The following is an 18,902-nucleotide window of genomic DNA, read 5'->3' as shown; positions in this document are numbered from 1 at the left end:
CAGGTGGTGATCGCAAGGTTCCCCATGGTGTCTGCCATCAGGGCGGCACCATGGCCCGCTGCAGAGGTAATTCATGAATCGTTCGTTGTCTGCATTACGTCTCGGTATCGATGGCTTCAATCGTGCCATTGGCTGGTTGCTGGCCTTGCTGCTGCTGGTCATGACGGTACTGATCTTCTGGCAATTCTTTGCCCGCTTCGTGATTGGCAAACCGCTGTTCTTTTCTGAAGAAATTGCCCGCTTTGCCATGATCTGGCTGACCTTCCTCGGTGCCGGCTACGCCTACCGCAAGGGTTTGCTGATCTCGGTCGATATCGTTCTCGAATACGCGGGACCTCGATTGGCTCAACTTATGCGCGTGCTGATCGTGCTCTGCTCGCTGGGCTTTGCGCTGGTTCTGGTTGTCTATGGTTTTGAACTGGTCGGGCGCGTGTCCCATCAGATTGCGCCCAGTACCCGAGTCTCGATGATGTGGCCCTATATGGCGGTACCGCTGGGTGGAGTGGTGATTGTCATCAACTCGCTTGGCCTGTTGTTGGATGAGGTGGCTGGGGCGACGCGTGACAAGGAGGTCTACTAATGGCTCTTCTGCTGTTTGTCGTGTTGCTGGTGCTGTTCATCCTTGGTGTGCCGATCGCCTTTTCGCTTGGCCTGGCGTCAGCGATAACAGTATGGCAAGGCGACCTGATGCCGATGCTGATCATTGCCCAGCAGTTCATCGCATCGGTGAACTCCTTTCCGCTGATGGCGATTCCCTTCTTCATCCTCGCGGGGTACTTGATGCAGAGCGGCGGTATTTCGCGAAGGCTGGTGGATTTCTCCAATACGTTGGTGGGGAGCATGACCGGTGGTCTAGCGATGGTCGCGATCCTCACTTCGCTGTTCTTTGCCGCCATTTCCGGGTCTGGTGCGGCGACGACCGCAGCCATTGGCTCGATCCTGATTCCAGCCATGGTCGCCAAGGGCTATGCCAGTGACTATGCGGCGGCCAACCAGGCGGCATCCGGTGCCTTGGGTGTGATCATTCCCCCCAGTATCCCGTTGATTCTCTATGCGATTGCCGCCGATGTTTCGGTTGGCGACATGTTCGTAGCCGGTGTGCTGCCAGGCTTGATGCTGGCGATGACGCTGGTGGTGTATGCGTGGTTCTATGCGCGCCGCCACCATCATGGTGGAGAGGCCCGTAGTTCGCTGGGCGATATCCTGCGTGCCGGACGCAAGGCGCTATTGGCGATCTTCATGCCAATGATCATCCTCGGCGGCATCTATGGTGGAGTGTTCACGCCCACCGAAGCTGCGGTGGTTGCGGTGGCCTACTCCTTTGTCGTCGGCACCCTGGTCTATCGTGAAATTCGTTGGAGTGAGTTGCCCAGCATCTTTCAACAAGCGGCGGTAATGACCGCGGTGGTGTTGAGCATTATCGGTGCCGCAGGCCTCTATGGCCGCATCCTGCAGAGCCTGAGAGTGCCGAGCATGATCTCGGATTTTGTGATGGGGGCTATCGACAGTCCGCTGCTGTTTATCCTGCTGGTCAATCTGTTGCTGTTGATCGCCGGGATGTTCATTGAAGCCGCCGCTGCGATTCTGATCTTCGTGCCCATCCTGCTGCCGATCGCCGTGAGCTTCGGATTCGATCCAATTCATCTCGGCATCATCATGGTGGTGAACCTTGCGATGGGCATGTTCACCCCGCCGGTGGGACTCAATCTTTTCGTCGCCTCACAGATTGCCCGGGTTGGAGTGGCGCGACTGACCTGGTCGATTCTGCCCTTTGTTGCCCTGGTGCTGCTCAACCTGTTGTTGATCAGTCTCTTGCCTTTTCTCTCCACCTGGCTCCCGACGCTGAGATAGATGGCCAGATAGGTCGGTGGCTAGTTGAGATGGCTAGCCAATGCTGATTTCCCCACAAGGATATTTCGATGAGTGATGTCATGAATATTGCTGAGAATGCGGCTGCGGTAAACGTCGTCGAGAGCCTGGTTCCGCGTCCCGGCCTGCGTGTACTGGTCACCGCTGGTGCCAATGGCATTGGTCTGGCGATTGCCAATGCCTTTGTGCAGGCGGGGGCCCGTGTGCATGTCTGTGATGTGGATGAGCAGGCGCTATCAGCGCTACCCCAGGGCATCAGCTCGACGCTGGCCGATGTCAGTGATGAGTCCCAGGTTGAGCAACTGTTTGCCGACGTTGCGCAGTTTGGCGGACTCGATGTGGTGGTCAATAACGCCGGGATTGCAGGCCCTACGGCGGCCATTGAGGAGATTGAGGGAGAGGCCTGGCGGCGGACCATCGATATCAACCTCAATGGGCAATATTACGTTGCTCACCACGCTGCTCGATTGCTGCGTGAATCGCAGGGGTTGCTGATCAATCTTGCCTCGGTGGCTGGGCGTCTGGGATTCGCTTACCGCACACCTTATGCCGCCAGCAAGTGGGCGATCGTCGGTTTAACCAAGAGTCTGGCTTGCGAGTGGGGGCCGGATGGCGTGCGCGTCAACGCTATTCTGCCGGGCATCGTACGCGGCCCTCGCATCGAACAGGTGATTCGTGATCGTGCCGCCAAGCGTGGTATTGGCTACGCCGAGATGGAAACCGAGAACCTCTCGCGTATTTCGATGCGCAAGATGGTGGAGCCGACCGATATTGCCGCCATGGCGCTGTTCCTTGCCGCTCCGGGGGGCAGCAACATCTGTGGCCAGGCGCTGAGCGTGTGCGCCAACGTTGAAAGCCTTTAAGCGATGGAGCGCCAGTCACTGATACGTCGGTGGGATCTGTATAGCCGTTGGAGAACCTCATGAAACAACCGATAGCCGTTGTAGGAGCGGGATTGATTGGGCGTGCCTGGGCGGTGGTGTTTGCGCGTGCCGGGTACGAAGTCCGCTTGTATGACGCTGATGCTGACGTATTGCAGGGTGCGCTCGATGCTATCGCCGCCGGGCTGGATGCGATGCTGGCCGAAGGTGTGCTCGATGATGCCAATGCGGTGTTGACGCGAGTGACGGTGCAAGCCGACATGGCGACCGCGCTGCGTGATGTTGGCTATGTGCAGGAGTGCGGCCCCGAGAATCTGGCCATCAAGCGAGAGCTGTTGGTTGCGATCGAACAACATGTCAGCGACAGCACGGTGCTGGCCAGCTCGACCTCGGGCATTCCGGCGTCAGAGTTCGGCAGTGGTCTGCAACGTCCCGAACGCTGCCTCGTAGCGCACCCCATCAATCCGCCGTCATTGATTCCCTTGGTCGAAGTGGTACCCGCTCCGGCCACCGATCAGCACTGTATTGATGCCACCATGCAGTTGATGGCGGACGTCGGGCAGCAACCGATTCTGGTCAAGCAGGAAGTCCAGGGCTTCGTGCTCAATCGTTTGCAGGGTGCCTTGCTCAATGAAGCATTGCGCTTGTATCGCGACGGCGTGGTATCGGTTGATGATCTCGACAAGACCTTGCGCTACGGCCTTGGCTGGCGCTGGGCATTCATGGGTCCAATGGAAACCATCGACCTCAATGCGCCTGGCGGTATCGCCGACTACGGACACCGTTACGGACCGCTGTATCGGGATATCGATGCTCAGCGTCGTGATCCCGCGCCCTGGCATGATGCGCTGCTCGATCAATTACAGGCCGAGCGTCGTCAATTACTGCCGATGAGTGATCTTGAAGCACGCCAGCAGTGGCGCGACCGGCGCTTGATGACGCTGCGCCGCCATCTGCTGGAGCAGTCCTGAACTTGAGCAACCCTGAACCCCAGTAGCCTTGAACCTCAGCAGCCTTGAACCTGAGTTTTCCTTATCTGAACGTTCTTGATAAAGAGGATATGCCCATGGCAACCCAACGTAAGGCCATCATCACCTGTGCGGTCACCGGTGCGATTCATACACCGTCGATGTCGCCTCATCTGCCGGTCACGCCCGAAGAGATCATCGAGGCATCGATTGCTGCCGCAGAGGCCGGGGCTGCGATACTGCACTTGCATGCCCGTGATCCGAAAACCGGCAAGCCCACTCAGGACCCGAAGGTTTTCGAACGTTTTCTACCGCAGATCAAGGAGGCCACCGATGCGGTCATCAACTTGACCACTGGCGGCAGCCCGCATATGACGGTAGAAGAGCGCATGCGACCGGCGATCGAGTTCCAGCCGGAGTTGGCATCGCTCAATATGGGATCGATGAACTTTGGCCTGTTCCCCATGCTGGACCGCTTCAGCGAGTTCACCCATGAGTGGGAGCGCGAACACTTGCAGAACAGCCGCGATCTGGTGTTCAAGAACACCTTTGCCGATATAGAGAAGATCATGACGCTTGGCGCCGCCAATGGCACTCGTTTTGAATGTGAGTGCTACGACATTGGCCATCTGTATAGCCTGAAGAACCTGCGTGATCGCGGGGTGGTCGAGGGCAAGGTGTTTGTGCAGAGTGTGTTCGGCATACTGGGAGGGATAGGCCCGCATCCCGAGGATGTTATCCATATGCGACGCACGGCTGATCGACTGTTTGGTAACGACTACGAATGGTCGGTGCTGGGTGCCGGTAGCAGTCAGATGCGTATTGCCGCGCAATCGGCGGCGATGGGTGGCCATGTGCGTGTCGGGCTGGAAGATTCCCTGTGGTTGGGGCCAGGGAGGCTGGCCGAAACTAATGCCGCACAGGTCAACCAGGCTAGGCAGATGCTCGAATCGTTGTCCATTGGTCTGGCGACACCTGACGAGGCGCGGGCTCTGTTGCAGTTGAAGGGTGCCGATAAAGTGGCATTTTAAACAGAGCCGTCAGCTTTAACAGAGCCGTCAGCTTGAAAAGAGCCGTCAGCTTGGAAAGAGCCGTCAGCTTGAAAAGAACCGTCAGCCCATCACTGGTTATCGGCAGATGTGACGGAATGACTCCATGGAATGGAATCATTCCTTGAATACTCAGGGATTAGCGCGAGGTGGCATGAAGAAGAGAGGCGTGACCTCAAAAGACGTTGCCAAACTGGCCGGTGTCTCGCAGTCGGCAGTCAGTCGCTGTTTTTCTCCGCATGCCAAGGTGTCAGAGGCAACGCGCCAGAAGATCCACAAGGCCGCCAGAGAGTTGGGTTACAGGCCCAACTCGATTGCGCGCTCACTGATTACGCGGTCGAGTCAGACGGTTGCGGTGGTGTTCCAGAGTCTGGAGAACCCGTTCTACTCGACCATGCTTGAAAGGGCATCGCGGTTTTTTCAGGAGCAGGGATACTTCCTGCAGCTGTTCGCCGCCTCGCCCGGCGATAGCATCGATGACGTCATTGATGGCCTGATTCGCAGCCAGGTCGAAGGCGTGCTGATGCTTGCCATTACGCTGGATGCTGAACAGGCGGCGATGCTTACCGACCTGAGTATTCCGATCGTGATCATCAACCGCACCGTGGCCTATGACGGCGTCAGCCAGGTCAGTGGCGACAATTTTCATGGCGGCTATTGGGCGGCCCAACACCTGGTACGTTGTGGACACCAGCGGTTTGCCTATCTGGCAGGACTCGACGGAACCTCGACCAGCGACCAGCGCCGTGATGGCTTCATCGCCGGTCTGGCAGACAAGGGCGCTGAACTGCACAGTCAGGATATCGGCAACTATCGCTACGATGATGCACTGCTCGCGGCTCGGCGGCTGCTGTCTTCCAGCACGCCACCGGATGCCATCTTTGCCGCCAACGATCTGATGGCGCTGGCGGTCATGGAGGCCGCCAGGCATGAATTCCATCTATCCGTGCCAGAGGAGCTGGCGATCATTGGCTTCGACGATGTGCCGATGGCCGCGTGGCCAAGTCACGCACTCACTAGCCTCGCACAGCCGGTGACGGACATGATTGCACGGGCGACGGAGCTGTTGATGACGCAGATTCACGATCCCGAAACAATACCGCAGCACATCAAACTGCCAGTGGTGCCGATGGTCAGGGGCAGTACGCGCTCTCTGCGTTAAGCCGAGGCGTTGAGGCGAGAGTTCTGCAGGCGCGCGCGGCCATCGGCGTGATAGACATTGGGGTTGGCCAGTCGGTGAATCTGTTCGAGGATTCCCCGGTTCTGATCCATGCGTAGTTGCAGGATCTCACCGCTGCGCCGGTTGGCGTGGGCTGTATCCTCGGCACGTTGGCGCAGTTGTTCCCAGAGGTCTTCGCAGCCGGCATCGCAGGCGGCACGGTATGCTCCGGCGTTACTGTCTTCATAACCCAACCGCAGTTGAACCTGGTGGCGCTTGTGTTCGGTATCGGCCAGTGCCTGCTGTAGTACGGTCTTGTCCCTGGCCAGCTGTTGCAACTGCCCACCATCGACCCGGCCCGCCACCAGACATGCTTGCTCTGTTTTCAGTAGTTCCAGCAGATCGCCGAGTCGGGCGTGCTGCTGACTGAGCAATAGTTTCAGGCTCATTATTTCCTTTCCTGCCCAAGCAGATCTCGCACGCTATCGATCAAGCCATCGGCAATGCGTTCCGGATTGATGTCCAGTCGACCCTCGCGGATGGCATCACGAATTTCTGCCACTCGTTCGACATCAATGTCCTGTCGGCTATCGCCATTCAGGTGAACCATGCTGGATGGCTCGCCATCGGTGGGCTTCAGCGATGTACTGCTATCCACCGTACGGACATCTCTGGCGGACTCCGATTGGGATGGACGAGTCAGCGGGATCTGCGGGTCGATTTTCACGGGCCTGGCCTCATGTTCCGGGGTGCGCGGAAGGTGTTGCTTTGGTTATCGGCGAGCTGCGGGAGAACTTTAGGTGTCGAGTGGGTTCCGGGCTGGTGGAGAGCTAGAAGGCGACTGTCAGCGCGCCCGGGCCGGTGATCTGAGCTTCGACAATTTCCCGGTTTGCCATCCTGATACGCACGATATCACCCTGAGCGCCGTTATCCAGTGCTTCGCCCTGGCGGCGGATACGGAAGCCTCTGCCATTGGCTTCGATGCTGACCCTCTGACCACGTTCCACCAGCTGCGGAGCGCTTAGCGCGTAGGCGGAAAGGCCCTGACCCTGACGCAGAGGACGGCGTGCCTGCTGGCCGATGGCGGCGTTGAGATCGGTAACCGATTGTGCCGGCAGGCGGCTGAAGTCGACGCGTTCGGTGGTGAGCATATCGGCGCGAATCATCTCGCCAGGGGCAATATCACGCGCGGCGATCACTCGTTCGCCATAGACATGCAGTTCGGCTTGCATATATCGCACGCGATGAGCTTCCGCGCCGCAGCGCAGCCCGACAGAGACTCGTCCCATCAGGCGGGTGTCGTTGCGTGCCAGAAAAGGTTCGCTGTGCTGACAGGTGTCGAGTGCTGCCGCCGGGGGGAAGACGTCGATTTCGATGTTCTCGGGAGCCACACCGGAATCCACCAACTGTTCGAACAGAAACTGCTCCACGCGAGCCATGTTCGGGTCGTTGTCGTCAGCGCTGGCCGTACCGCCGAGGAAAGACGCCAGCAACATGATCGATAGCGTCAGACACACCTTCAGTGCTGTGGTCATGGCGTGCTCCTGGAGGAAACCCTCGTTGAGTAGGCGGGGGGACGTTGTCTGCTCACTTCGTACAGGGCCTGAAGCGAGTCTAGCGCTGGTGAATTTCCGCCATCGGTGGAAATGGCGTCAGGAAAGCGGGTTGTTTTGCGCTTTGTCGTGACAGGGTCCCGGCTAGTCTCCATGGTCGGAACTCGGTCTTTTGCAGCAAGCCATCTGCAACAGGCCATTTGCAACCAGCCATTGGAGAGCATCGGGATGCTCGATCAGCTCGAGGCCTCACTCGCCTTTCACCAACAGGCACTGGCGCTGCGTCAGGAGCGCCAGAAGGTACTGGCCAGCAATATCGCCAATGCTGACACGCCAGGATACAAGGCGCGGGATATGGATTTCAGCCGTGCGCTGGAAGATGCCACGCGTGGTGCCATGCAGCCGGGACTCAAGCTGGCGCGTACTTCCAGCCATCATCTTGCGGGAGAGGGAGCGCCCTCGGCGCTCGATTCCCGGCATCTGCTGTATCGCGAACCGGATCAGCCGAGCCTCGATGGCAATACGGTCGACATGGACCGTGAACGTAGCGCCTTTGCTGACAACTCGGTGCGCTACCAGGCGGCGCTGACCATCATCAACAGTCGCATCCAGGGCCTCAAGCAGGCCATGCAGCCCGAGCGCTAGCGTTCTGGCGGCATGGTGGGATAACCAGGAATCTACTCATGTCCATGTTTTCGATCTTTGATATCTCGTCATCGGCGATGAGCGCCCAGTCACAGCGCATGAATGTGACCGCCAGCAATATGGCCAACGCCGATAGCGTGTCTGGACCAGATGGAGAGGCCTACCGTGCGCGCCAGGTGATGTTCGAGGCTCGCGCCTCCTCTCGCAGTGGTATTGGTGGCGTTGCGGTCAGCGAGGTGGTCGAGGACCCCTCGCCGCTGCGGCTGGAGTATCGCCCCGAGCATCCGCTGGCCGATGAGCAGGGCTACGTGCAGATGCCCAATGTCGATCCGGTGGCCGAGATGGTCAACATGATTTCTGCCTCACGTTCCTATCAGGCCAACGTCGAGGTGATGAACACCAGCAAGCAGTTGATGCTCAAGACCCTGACGCTCGGAGAAGGATGATCATGGCCAGCACGATTGATTCCAACGTCTACAACAGTGTCAACGCGACCACCGCCAGCGCCAGTTCGAGCAAGGCATCCGATGAGCTGAACGACAACTTCATGACCCTGCTGGTGACGCAACTGCAGAACCAGGACCCGATGAATCCGATGGACAACAGCGAGATGACTTCTCAGCTGGCGCAGATCAACACGGTGGCCGGTATCGAGGACCTCAACGCTTCGTTGGAAGTGATCAATGGTCAGATCAACGCCGGTCAGGCGATGCAGGCCGCGCAGTTGATCGGCGAAGGGGTGCTGGTCCCTGGTGATCGTCTGCTGCTGACCACGACCGAGGATGGTAAGGCTGTGACCACGCCATTCGGCATCGAACTGGGTCAGCCGGCATCCAGCGTCAAGGCCACCATCACCAACGAATCCGGCGAAGTGATCAACAGTTACGACCTGGGCCCGGCCGCGGCCGGCGTCGAGTCCTTCCAGTGGGATGGAATGACCGCTGATGGCGCCACGGCGGTCGATGGCGCCTACCAGGTGTCCTTCGACGCGACAGGTGCCGAAGGCGAGAAGATTGCTGTCTCGGCCCTCAACTACGCCATCGTCGGTGGGGTAACACCGGCGGATGCCAATGGTGAGGTCATGCTGGACCTGGGCGCGGTATATGGCCAGGTAGGGCTGGATGAGGTGCGGCAGATCCTCTAGGGACATGCCTGCAGCAACAGATCCAGGATCGATGCCAACCACGAGAGTCTTTCCGAACCATCTCATTACGCAGGGCGCGAGCGGAAGGGCGCATTGCATGGATGCAAACTACAGGGAGAACGACTGATGGGTTTTTCACAAGCGCTGAGCGGTCTGAACGCCGCTGCCAATAGCCTCGATGTGCTGGGCAATAATATCGCCAACTCCCAGACCGTGGGCTACAAGGGCGGTAGTGCACAGTTCGCCGATGTTTTTGCCAATTCACAAGTGGGTCTGGGGACCCAGGTATCGGCGGTGTTGCAGAACTTCAACTCCGGTAACCTCGAAACCACCAACCGTAGCCTGGACCTGGGGATCAGCGGTCAGGGCTTCTTCCGTATGGAGCAGGGTGGCCAGGTTGTCTACTCTCGCAACGGCCAGTTGACGTTGACGCCGGACGGGTATCTGCAGAACGCTTCCGGTGCGCGTGTAATGGGTTATGGCGTGGATGCCGATGGCACCGTTCAGGTGGGAGGCCAGCCGCAGATCATTCAAGTCGGCGCCGATGAAATGCCGGCCAGCGCCACGACTGAAGTCAACACGACCTTCAATCTGGACTCGCGTACCGAAGCGGGTGAAGAACTCAACAGCGTAACCCTGTCCGACACGGCCGGTGCCAACGCCGAGGTTGATTACCACTACTCCAACAACTTCACCACCTACGACTCGCTGGGCAATGCGCGCAACGTCACCATCTATTACGAGAAGACCGGCGCCAATGCATGGCAGGCCACCGCCGCGATGGATGGCAAGGTGCTGGATCAGCCCATGGCCCTGCAGTTCAATCAGAATGGCCAACTGGTGACACCCGCTGATGGCAAGTTCCAGCTTGATTTCGCCAGCGCGGACTTCCTGGACGGCGCTCCCGCCGATATGAGCCTGTCGCTCGACGTGACGGGTTCCACCCAGTTCGGCAACAACGCCAGTACCAGTTCCCTGCTTCAGAATGGCTACACCTCCGGCGCTCTGGTCGGCATCACCATCGAGGACGATGGCACCGTGATGCGCAACTACGCCAACGAACAGTCGCGTCCTGCGGGGCAGATCGCGCTGGCCAACTTCCGTAATCCGGAAGGTCTCAAGCCGACCGGTGACAATGCCTGGGTGGCAACCGACGCCTCTGGACAGGAAATGGTCGGTGCAGCCGGTACCGGCATGCTTGGCGGTATCGAGGCCGGCACGGTGGAAACCTCCAACGTCGATATGGCCCGTGAGCTGGTCAACATGATCGTCACCCAACGTGCCTATCAGGCCAACTCGCAGACCATCAAGACCCAGGATGAAGTGCTGCAGACTGCCATCAATCTGCGCTGATCACGGATGACCGGGTGTTGATGATCGATTGTTGATGACTTCAGGAACTCCGAGCCATGGATCGAATGCTTTATACCGCGATGAGCGGCGCGCGGCAGACTCTCGAACAGCAGGCGGTGGTCAGCCACAACCTGGCCAACGTCTCGACCACGGGCTTTCGCGCTCAGCTGCATGCGATGCGCGCGGTGCCGGTACAGGGCGAGGCTCGTCTCGATACCCGCGTCTCGGTGGCGGCCTCGACCCCTGGCGCGGATTTCACTCCCGGTCCCATTACGCGGACAGGCCGCACGCTTGATGTGGCCATCGACGGTGACGGCTTTCTGGCCGTCCAGGCCGCAGATGGCACAGAGGCCTATACCCGACGCGGCGATCTGCAGGTGGATGGCAATGGCCTGCTGATGTCCAACGGCCGCCCGGTCATCGGTGAGGGCGGGCCAATTCAGGTGCCGCTCGAGGCTGAGCTGTCGATGGGTGCCGACGGCACTATCAGTGGCATCGGCAAGGGTCAGGGGCCTGATGCGCTGGCCGAGATCGGCCGTCTCAAGCTGGTCGCGCCCGGCGATGGTGGGCTGGTACGCGGTGTCGATGGCCTGTTCCGGGCGCCCGCCAATGCCAATGGTGTGGTGCAACCACTGCCCGCATCCGAGCAAGTGAGCATCGTCAGTGGCGCGCTGGAAGGCAGTAACGTCAGCGCGGTGGACTCGATGGTGCAGATGATCGATGTCGCCCGGCGTTATGAGCTGCAGACCCGCATGATCACCACTGCTGACGAGAGCGCTCAGCAGGCCAATAGCCTGCTCTCGCTGAGCTGATAAGGAACCCCAATGATCAAGTCACTATGGACCGCCAAGACCGGCCTGGAGTCCCAGCAGGTCAAGCTGGATGTGATCTCCAATAACCTCGCCAACGTTTCCACCAATGGCTTCAAGCAATCGCGGGCGGTATTCGAGGATCTGCTGTACCAGAACCTGCGTCAGCCCGGTGCCCAGAACAATGTCCAGGACCGATTGCCGTCCGGGATGCAGGTCGGTACCGGTGCGCGTCCGGTAGCCACCGAGCGTCTGCATACTCAGGGCAGCCTGCAGGCTACCGAGAACTCGCGTGATCTGGCGATCAACGGCAAGGGCTTCTTTCAGGTGGTGATGCCGGATGGCAGCTATTCCTACACCCGTGATGGCAGCTTCCAGCTCGACGAGAACGGCCAGATGGTCACCGCCAACGGTTACCCGCTGGAACCGGCGATCATCATTCCCGATAACGCCCTGTCAGTATCCATCGGCGAGGATGGCATCGTCTCGGTGACCGAGCCAGGCACCAGTGCCACCAATGAAGTCGGCCAGATCACGCTGAGTACCTTCATCAACCCCACCGGTTTGCAGGCCATCGGCGGCAATCTCTATATCGAAACGGCGTCTTCCGGTCCCGCCAACATGGGCATGCCGAGCATGGATGGTGCCGGTCGCCTGATGCAGGGCTATGTCGAGACCTCAAACGTCAACGTGGTTGAGGAAATGGTCAGCATGATCGAGACCCAGCGCGCCTACGAGATCAACAGCAAGGCGGTGCAGACCAGCGATGAGATGTTGGCACGCCTTGCCCAATTATAAGCGGATGGTGACGGTCGCCTGGTTCGCTCGTACTGCGGTTGTCTGGCTCCTGAACTCCTGAAACAAGATCGCTGCGGAGACGTTGATGTCTGCTTGCCCCACATTCTCTCGATCATTGCGCTGCCTGGCCCTGTTGGGCGTGGCCCTGCTGTCGACCCTGGCGGGCTGTGCCCAGATACCCAAGGCATCAGTGGTGGGGGAGCAGGAGCAGATCACCATTGCCGATCGTCCCGAACCGGTGGCCAACGGTTCGATCTTCCAGAAGGCGCGTGGCTATCAGCCGCTGTTCGAGGATCGCCGGCCGCGTGCTGTGGGCGACATTCTGACCATCGCCCTCGATGAACAAGTCAGTGCCAGCAAGAATTCTCGCTCCAACGCCGATCGCAACGGCAGCGGTGGTCTGAGCTTTACGCAGGTGCCCAAGGGGCTCGAGGAGTTGATGGACTATGGCTTCGAGATCGATGGCAACAACGACTTCGAGGGCGGCGGCGGGTCGCGCGCCAACAACACCTTCACCGGCACCATCACCGTGTCAGTGGTCGAGGTGATGAATAACGGCAACTTGCGCGTGCGTGGCGAGAAGCAGATTGCCATCAATCAGGGCACCGAGTTCATTCGTTTCGGCGGGGTCGTTAATCCGCGCACCATCACCGCTCAGAATACCGTGCCATCGACGGCGGTCGCCGATGCCCGCATCGAGTACGTGGGTGATGGCTATATCAATGAGGCGCAGTACATGGGCTGGATGCAGCGTTTCTTCCTCAATGTCTCACCATTCTGATTGTCAGGGGCACCTCATGCGCAAGCGGATCAACCGACAGCCTTTTCTGATACTCGGCTCTACCATGCTGGTATTGCTGGTGTCGTTGATGCTGTTCTCGGCAGTGGCCAGGGCCGAGCAGGTGCGTGATCTGGCCGCCTTCGCTGGTGTCCGCGACAACCAACTGGTCGGCTATGGGCTGGTGGTCGGCCTGGACGGCACTGGTGACCAGACCATGCAGGCGCCGTTCACCGGCCAGAGCCTCAATAATATGCTCTCGCAGTTGGGGATCACGGTACCGCCGGGCACCAATATGCAGTTGCGCAACATAGCGGCGGTGATGGTAACCGCAGACATGCCGCCTTTTTCCCGCCCCGGCCAGCGCCTTGATGTGGTGGTGTCCTCGGTAGGTAACGCACGTAGCCTGCGTGGCGGCACCTTGCTGATGACGCCGCTCAAGGGCGCCGACGGCGACGTCTACGCCCTGGCACAGGGCAATCTGCTGATCAATGGCGCCAGTGCCCAGTCTGCCGGCAGCAGTGTGCAGACCAGCCATCAGGCCAGCGGCCGCATCGCCGGAGGCGCGATGGTTGAGCAGAGTGTGCCGTTGTCGCTGGGGGATCGTGATGGCGTACTGGAATTGCATCTGGATTCCGCTGACTTCGGCACGGTGGAGCGCATGGTCAATGCCATCAATGCCGAGTTCAACTATCCAGTAGCGTCAGCACTGAATGGTGGTGTGATTTCTCTCAATGGCCCGACCAATGCCAACTCCAGGGTCAACTTCATGGCGAGGGTCGAGAGCGTTCAGGTATCGCCGATGCCTGCCTCGCCTCGCGTGGTGCTCAATTCGCGTACCGGTTCCATCGTGCTCAATGGTGCGGTCACACTGCGACGTGCGGCGGTTGCCCACGGAGGCCTGTCGATTGTCATCGATACGGCGTTTGGTGTGAGCCAGCCAGCGCCGTTCAGTGATGGCGAAACCACGGTGGTGCCGGACTCGGATATTTCCATCGACGAGGACGAGGGAACGCTGCACATCGTGGAAGGCGCCAGCCTGCTTGATGTGGTCGACGCACTCAACGCGCTGGGAGCTACGCCCAATGACTTGATGTCGATTCTCGAGGCACTCAAGGCTGCAGGCTCGCTGCGCGCGGAATTGGAGGTCATCTGATGAGTGTGTCGAACAGCTTCAGCGGTGGCCTGTCGGCGAGTGCGCTCAGTGGTGCCAGCCTGGCCTCGGGTGCCACGGGACAAGCGGGTTTTGCCCTCGATATGCAGGGATTGCAGCGGCTCAAGAGCAGCGCTCGCAACCACGAAGGGGCGGCCGCTGAGGAAGCGGCTCGCCAGTTCGAAGCGCTGTTCATCGATATGATGATGAAGAGCATGCGTGAGGCGACACCATCCGCCGGTCTGACCGACTCGCGGGAAACGCAGTTCTATCAGTCGCTGCTCGACAAGCAGTGGTCCCAGACCATGGCCAGCCGTGGCATCGGCCTCGCCGATCAGTTGCTGGAGCAGTTGGGTGCGCCGAAGGCCAGTACCCGAGCCGAGCATATTGAGCAGTTGATCGCCGGTATTCCCCGCGGTACGCCACGTCCGCTGGACAATGCACTGCGCACGGATGTGTCTAGCGATGACGACGTGGCGATGCCGGATTCGTTCCTCGATGAACTGGGCGCGATAAGTGAAGATCTCGACCCGCAGCAGGCCAGTGCGCGCATTGCCGGGTCCGGTGCCGGAGAGGCACCTCAACATGTACGCGAATTCGTGGCGCGTTTGAGCGAACCCGCGGAAGCAGCCAGTCGGACCTCCGGTGTCCCGGCCGAGTTGATCCTCGCGCAGGCGGCGCTGGAAACCGGCTGGGGACGACGTGAGATCGCCACCGCGAACGGCGGCAACAGCTATAACCTGTTCGGCATCAAGGCCGGTTCCAGCTGGCAGGGGCCGACCACGCGCATCACCACCCACGAAGTGGCTGACGGCCAGCGTTACCGTATCCAGGATGATTTCCGTGTCTACGGCTCCTTCGAAGAAGCCTTCACTGATTACGCACGTTTGATCAGCGATAACCCGCGTTATGCCAGCGTTGCCACGGCAGATAGTCCGAGTGCTGCCGCTCAGGCGCTGCAGCGCGGTGGTTATGCCACTGATCCGGCCTATGCCGCCAAGTTGATTGCGGTCATGAACACCATGGGTCCCTTGCCGGGAGCGGTGGAAGACAGCGCCACGGCCGTTGCCCGCCAGCAATCATCTACGGCGGTGGAGAGCGAACTGGTAGCCCGTGTCGATACGGTTGATCCGACAGCGATTTTCTAGAGTTTTGGCTTCGAGCTTCTGTTCGCCGCTCGCCGCTGCAACGCCGCTAAAGATCCTGCCTCTCTGGCCGATAACAGAATCAACTGTGAAAGGAATCCTCGCATGAGCATGTTTTCCATCGGCCTGAGTGGCCTCAATGCGGCACAGAATGCCCTGAGCACCACCAGCAGCAACATCAGCAATGTCTACACACCGGGCTACAATCGCCAGATTGCGGTGGTTGGCCAGGGCAGTGCCGAGACGTCAGGGGTTCAGGTCGATGATATCCAGCGGCAGTTCAACCGCTATGTCGCCGACCAGCTCAATGCGGCGACCAGCTCGACATCTGCGTTGGAGGCTTACCAGATCCAGATCAATCAGATCGATAGCCTGTTGGCTGACCAGGATGCCGGGCTCGCCCCTTTGATGCAGAACTTCTTCTCGTCGCTGGAAGATCTCGCCGGATCACCGTCGGACCCTGCTGCGCGTCAGGGGGTGATCGGTGCCTCCGATACCCTTTCGGCTCAGTTCCGTGCCTTCGATGGCTATCTGCAGGACATGCAGGAAGGCATCAATGGCCAGATCCACGACGAAGTCACCCAGATCAACAACACCGCTGAACAGTTGGCCTCGCTGAATCGCGAGATTTCGCTGGCGCGGGCGAAGAGTGGTGAAGCGCCCAACGCACTGCTCGACCAGCGCGACCAACTGGTAAGTGAATTGAGTCAGCGGCTCGATGTGGAACTGACCGTGCAGGACGGCAAGTCCTATCAGCTCAGCCTGCCCGGTGGTCAGCCGCTGGTTTCCGGTACCCAGTCCTACCGCCTTGAGGCAGTGTCTTCGCCCAGTGATCCGCAGCGGATGGTGGTTGGCTACAGTGATCCCGGTGGCGGTCTGCGGGTCTTGAACGAAGATGCCATTGCCGGCGGTAGTCTCGGCGGGCTGATGCAGTTCCGCAGCGAGACTCTCGATCGCACCCAGAACCAGATCGGCCAATTGGCGGTGTCGCTGGCGGTTTCCTTCAACGAGCAACATGCGCAGGGCACCAACCTCGATGGTGAGCCCGGCGGTACCTTCTTCGAAATCGGTAACCCGCAGGTACTCACCAATGATGGCAACCAGGGTGGTGCAACGCTGAGCGCCGCATTCGATACCGACAATATCGCCGACCTCAAGGCCACCGATTACACCATCAAGGTCACCGACGCCGACAGCACGCCGCCGACTCTCGAGATTTCCCGCATGGACTCCGGTGCAGTGCTCGACGCCAGTGACGTGAGCTTTGACGAGGCCAGCGGTGAACTGAGCTTCGGTGGTATGACCCTGACCTTCTCTGATACCGCTGCGCTGGAGAACGGTGATCGTTTCGAGGTCCAGCCGGTACGCCGTGGTGCAGGGAGCTTCGATAGTGCGATCAGTGACACCGATGAGATTGCTGCGGGACTCGGCAACGGCAGCGGTGACAACGAGAACGCGTTGGCGATGCAGAAGTTGCAGGACCAGTTGTTGGTCGGTGGTAATGCCACCTTCAACCAGAGCTATGCCTCGCTGGTCAGTGATGTCGGTAACCGCACCAATATCGTCAAGGTCAACCTCGCCGCGCAGCAAGGCCTGAGCGATCAGCTCAGCGCCGTGCAGCAGTCCGAATCGGGCGTCAATCTCGATGAGGAAGCCGCCAACCTGATTCGTTACCAGCAGTACTACCAGGCCAATGCCAAGGTCATTGATACCGCGACCTCGGTGGTCGACACCATCCTTGGACTGCGTGCCTGATTGCGGAGAACATGACCATGCGTATCAGTACCGTCACTATCTTTCAGCAGAGCGTGGGCTCTCTGAACCGCCAGCAGGCGGACTTCATGCATCTCAGTCAGCAACTGGCTTCGGGGCGTCGAGTGGTGTCGCCATCCGATGACCCTCAGGCAGCGTCCCGCGCGGTGGCAGTGGGTCAGGCCCAGGCGGTGACCGAGCAGTTTGCCGATGCACGTGTCTCGGCGCGTAATGCGCTCTCTCAGGAAGAGAGCGTGCTCAACAGCATCAATGACGCCATCTCCAGTGCCAAGGCGCTGATGGTACAGGCATCCAACGGCACGCTGAGCGATGCCGACCGCCAATCGGTGGCCAGCGAGCTGCGCGGTATCTACGAGACCGTGATCGGTCAGGCCAATGCCACCGACGGCAATGGTCGCTATCTGTTCGGCGGCTATCAGGACAGCAGCGAACCCTTCGTCGACACCGGCAATGGGATGACCTACCAGGGGGATGATCGCGTACGCCATCAGCGTGTCGACGCCTCACGTGAGATGCCGGTGGGCGACAGCGGTAGGGATATTTTTCTCTCGGTACCGGCTGGCGCGGGTTATGTGGCGCAGCAGGGCAATGTCGATGCTGATGGCACTGTGCTGGGTGACAACAGCGGCAGCGTGACCTTCAAGGGACCTCAGGTCGTCGACAATAGCGACCCCGGCTTCGGACAGCGTTATCAGGTGGTCTTCGGCGAGGATACCGATGGCAATCCGACTTATAGCGTCAAACAACAGGCAGAGGATGGCAGCTGGCAAAGCGCGGGAGTCGATGATCAGCCTTATGACGTCGAAGGCACGAGCGTTGAAGTGGGGGGCCTGCGACTCGAACTGCAAGGCGAGCCTGCCAACGGCGACAGCATTACTTATGCCCCTGCCCGTGAGATGAATACCAATCTGTTCCACTCGTTCGAGAAGGCCTTGGCAGTATTGGAAAATCCTGCCGAGACACCCACCGAACAGGCCGCGTTGAAGAACACCCTGAGCAGCGTGATGCGTGAGTTCGATGCCAGCCTCGATAACGTGCTGACCACCCGTGCTTCGGTGGGTGCGCGCCTTAACGAGCTGGATGTCATCGATTCGGTGAGCAGCAATCGCGAGCTCAACTACTCCCAGACCATGTCCAACCTGGTCGACCTCGACTACAACCAGGCGATCGCCGAATACAGTCTGCGTCAGGTGGGGATGCAAGCGGCTCAACAGGCATTTATCGGCATTCGCGATATGTCGCTGTTCAATTATCTCTAGGCATCAGGCTTTGGGGTCTGTTTCGGCAAGGCAGCAATGGGCACAGGAAATACATGCATTTCAATTCCTTGATACTTCGTCTGATCTTCAGTCTGCTGGTCATGCTGGCGGTGACTGGCTGTGCACATGACTTTGTCACAGGCTCGGAAGGAGATTTGCCACAGAGAGTGGCGGTGGCCGCTGCGCTTGATGAGCAGCCACTCACCGAGTGTGGGAGTTACTTTCGGAGTTTCGAGCCTGGTTCCGGTGATCTGTTGCTGGCCCAGGGCTGTTGTCGTGTATGCCGAACGGGAAAGGCCTGTGGCAATTCCTGTATCAATCGCAGCTACACCTGTCACAAGGGGCCAGGCTGTGCCTGTAACGGCTAGGCCTTGCCTGAAACGCATCTGACAATCGCTCGCTGACTTTTGACATAGCTCCTTTTGACATAGCTCCTTTTGACATAGCTCCTTTTGACATAGCTCCTTTTGACATAGCTCCTTGTGACATGGCCTGAGGTTGAAGCCTGGTCTGTCATTTGGATTTTTACGTCTTGACTTCGTCTATTATTTCCATGATTCTGGAAT

General features: G+C 59.4%; 21 protein-coding genes. 18 read left to right on the top strand and 3 right to left on the bottom strand.

All coding sequences use genetic code 11. The features are described from left to right. The first annotated feature begins 73 nt into the window (after positions 1-73). The 6 genes from AR456_RS19835 (at position 74) to AR456_RS19810 (ending at position 5,929) form a co-directional block, all read left to right on the top strand. The gene (locus AR456_RS19835; RefSeq protein WP_021819340.1) at positions 74-580 is read left to right on the top strand and encodes a TRAP transporter small permease; all 507 of its coding nucleotides are present in this window, start codon (positions 74-76) and stop codon (positions 578-580) included. Then, positions 580-1,851: a TRAP transporter large permease gene (locus tag AR456_RS19830; protein ID WP_021819339.1), complete on the top strand. Its 1,272-nt coding sequence runs from the start codon at positions 580-582 to the stop codon at positions 1,849-1,851. The genes AR456_RS19835 and AR456_RS19830 overlap by 1 nt, the downstream gene beginning before the upstream one ends. Before the next feature lie 68 nt (positions 1,852-1,919). Then, entirely contained in the window at positions 1,920-2,732 is an 813-nt protein-coding gene (locus AR456_RS19825; RefSeq protein ID WP_021819338.1) for an SDR family oxidoreductase, read from the top strand. Positions 2,733-2,791: 59 nt separating this feature from the next. Continuing rightward, positions 2,792-3,721: a 3-hydroxyacyl-CoA dehydrogenase gene (locus AR456_RS19820; RefSeq protein ID WP_031208061.1), complete on the top strand. Its 930-nt coding sequence runs from the start codon at positions 2,792-2,794 to the stop codon at positions 3,719-3,721. Between the two features lie 95 nt (positions 3,722-3,816). After that, complete coding sequence (gene kce, locus AR456_RS19815) at positions 3,817-4,749, top strand: 3,5-dioxohexanoate:acetyl-CoA acetone transferase (protein ID WP_021819336.1); 933 nt, start codon at positions 3,817-3,819, stop codon at positions 4,747-4,749. Between the two features lie 172 nt (positions 4,750-4,921). Next, positions 4,922-5,929: a LacI family DNA-binding transcriptional regulator gene (locus tag AR456_RS19810; protein WP_031208059.1), complete on the top strand. Its 1,008-nt coding sequence runs from the start codon at positions 4,922-4,924 to the stop codon at positions 5,927-5,929. Here AR456_RS19810 and AR456_RS19805 read toward each other — a convergent pair. From AR456_RS19805 to flgA, 3 genes are all read right to left on the bottom strand, one after another. Continuing rightward, complete coding sequence (locus AR456_RS19805; RefSeq protein WP_021819334.1) at positions 5,926-6,375, bottom strand: flagella synthesis protein FlgN; 450 nt, start codon at positions 6,373-6,375, stop codon at positions 5,926-5,928. The genes AR456_RS19810 and AR456_RS19805 overlap by 4 nt on opposite strands. Continuing rightward, on the bottom strand, positions 6,375-6,653 hold the full coding sequence (flgM, locus tag AR456_RS19800) for a flagellar biosynthesis anti-sigma factor FlgM (RefSeq protein WP_021819333.1): 279 nt from the start codon (positions 6,651-6,653) through the stop codon (positions 6,375-6,377). The genes AR456_RS19805 and flgM overlap by 1 nt, the downstream gene beginning before the upstream one ends. Positions 6,654-6,756: 103 nt before the next feature. Beyond that, entirely contained in the window at positions 6,757-7,461 is a 705-nt protein-coding gene (gene flgA, locus AR456_RS19795; protein ID WP_021819332.1) for a flagellar basal body P-ring formation chaperone FlgA, read from the bottom strand. Positions 7,462-7,707: 246 nt separating this feature from the next. On the opposite strand from flgA, the gene flgB reads away from it, so the two are divergent. From flgB to AR456_RS19735, 12 genes are all read left to right on the top strand, one after another. Next, positions 7,708-8,124: a flagellar basal body rod protein FlgB gene (gene flgB / locus AR456_RS19790; protein ID WP_021819331.1), complete on the top strand. Its 417-nt coding sequence runs from the start codon at positions 7,708-7,710 to the stop codon at positions 8,122-8,124. 38 nt (positions 8,125-8,162) lie between these two features. Continuing rightward, positions 8,163-8,570, top strand: a complete 408-nt coding sequence (gene flgC, locus AR456_RS19785) for a flagellar basal body rod protein FlgC (RefSeq protein ID WP_021819330.1) — start codon at positions 8,163-8,165, stop codon at positions 8,568-8,570. Between the two features lie 2 nt (positions 8,571-8,572). After that, complete coding sequence (locus AR456_RS19780; protein WP_021819329.1) at positions 8,573-9,268, top strand: flagellar hook assembly protein FlgD; 696 nt, start codon at positions 8,573-8,575, stop codon at positions 9,266-9,268. Positions 9,269-9,394: 126 nt separating this feature from the next. Next, positions 9,395-10,621 (top strand): flagellar hook protein FlgE, encoded by a 1,227-nt coding sequence (flgE, locus tag AR456_RS19775; RefSeq protein WP_021819328.1) that lies wholly within the window; start codon positions 9,395-9,397, stop codon positions 10,619-10,621. 56 nt (positions 10,622-10,677) lie between these two features. Continuing rightward, a complete protein-coding gene (locus AR456_RS19770; RefSeq protein ID WP_021819327.1) occupies positions 10,678-11,433 on the top strand; it encodes a flagellar basal body rod protein FlgF in 756 nt (251 codons plus the stop codon). Positions 11,434-11,445: 12 nt separating this feature from the next. After that, positions 11,446-12,228: a flagellar basal-body rod protein FlgG gene (gene flgG, locus AR456_RS19765; protein WP_021819326.1), complete on the top strand. Its 783-nt coding sequence runs from the start codon at positions 11,446-11,448 to the stop codon at positions 12,226-12,228. Between the two features lie 85 nt (positions 12,229-12,313). Further along, positions 12,314-13,009: a flagellar basal body L-ring protein FlgH gene (locus tag AR456_RS19760; RefSeq protein WP_021819325.1), complete on the top strand. Its 696-nt coding sequence runs from the start codon at positions 12,314-12,316 to the stop codon at positions 13,007-13,009. Positions 13,010-13,073: 64 nt separating this feature from the next. Then, positions 13,074-14,162, top strand: coding sequence for a flagellar basal body P-ring protein FlgI (locus tag AR456_RS19755; protein WP_031208052.1), 1,089 nt, complete (start codon positions 13,074-13,076; stop codon positions 14,160-14,162). Continuing rightward, the gene (gene flgJ / locus AR456_RS19750; protein WP_021819323.1) at positions 14,162-15,307 is read left to right on the top strand and encodes a flagellar assembly peptidoglycan hydrolase FlgJ; all 1,146 of its coding nucleotides are present in this window, start codon (positions 14,162-14,164) and stop codon (positions 15,305-15,307) included. The genes AR456_RS19755 and flgJ overlap by 1 nt, the downstream gene beginning before the upstream one ends. Before the next feature lie 102 nt (positions 15,308-15,409). Then, the gene (gene flgK / locus AR456_RS19745) at positions 15,410-17,059 is read left to right on the top strand and encodes a flagellar hook-associated protein FlgK (protein ID WP_021819322.1); all 1,650 of its coding nucleotides are present in this window, start codon (positions 15,410-15,412) and stop codon (positions 17,057-17,059) included. 17 nt (positions 17,060-17,076) lie between these two features. Then, positions 17,077-18,336, top strand: coding sequence for a flagellar hook-associated protein FlgL (flgL, locus tag AR456_RS19740; protein ID WP_021819321.1), 1,260 nt, complete (start codon positions 17,077-17,079; stop codon positions 18,334-18,336). Positions 18,337-18,389: 53 nt separating this feature from the next. Further along, a complete protein-coding gene (locus AR456_RS19735; RefSeq protein ID WP_021819320.1) occupies positions 18,390-18,704 on the top strand; it encodes a hypothetical protein in 315 nt (104 codons plus the stop codon). Positions 18,705-18,902 lie beyond the last annotated feature (198 nt).

Source organism: Halomonas huangheensis, assembly GCF_001431725.1.
Classification (GTDB): Bacteria; Pseudomonadota; Gammaproteobacteria; order Pseudomonadales; family Halomonadaceae; genus Halomonas; species Halomonas huangheensis.
Note: the sequence above shows the minus strand (reverse complement) of the source record. Positions and strands in the feature narration are given on the sequence as shown.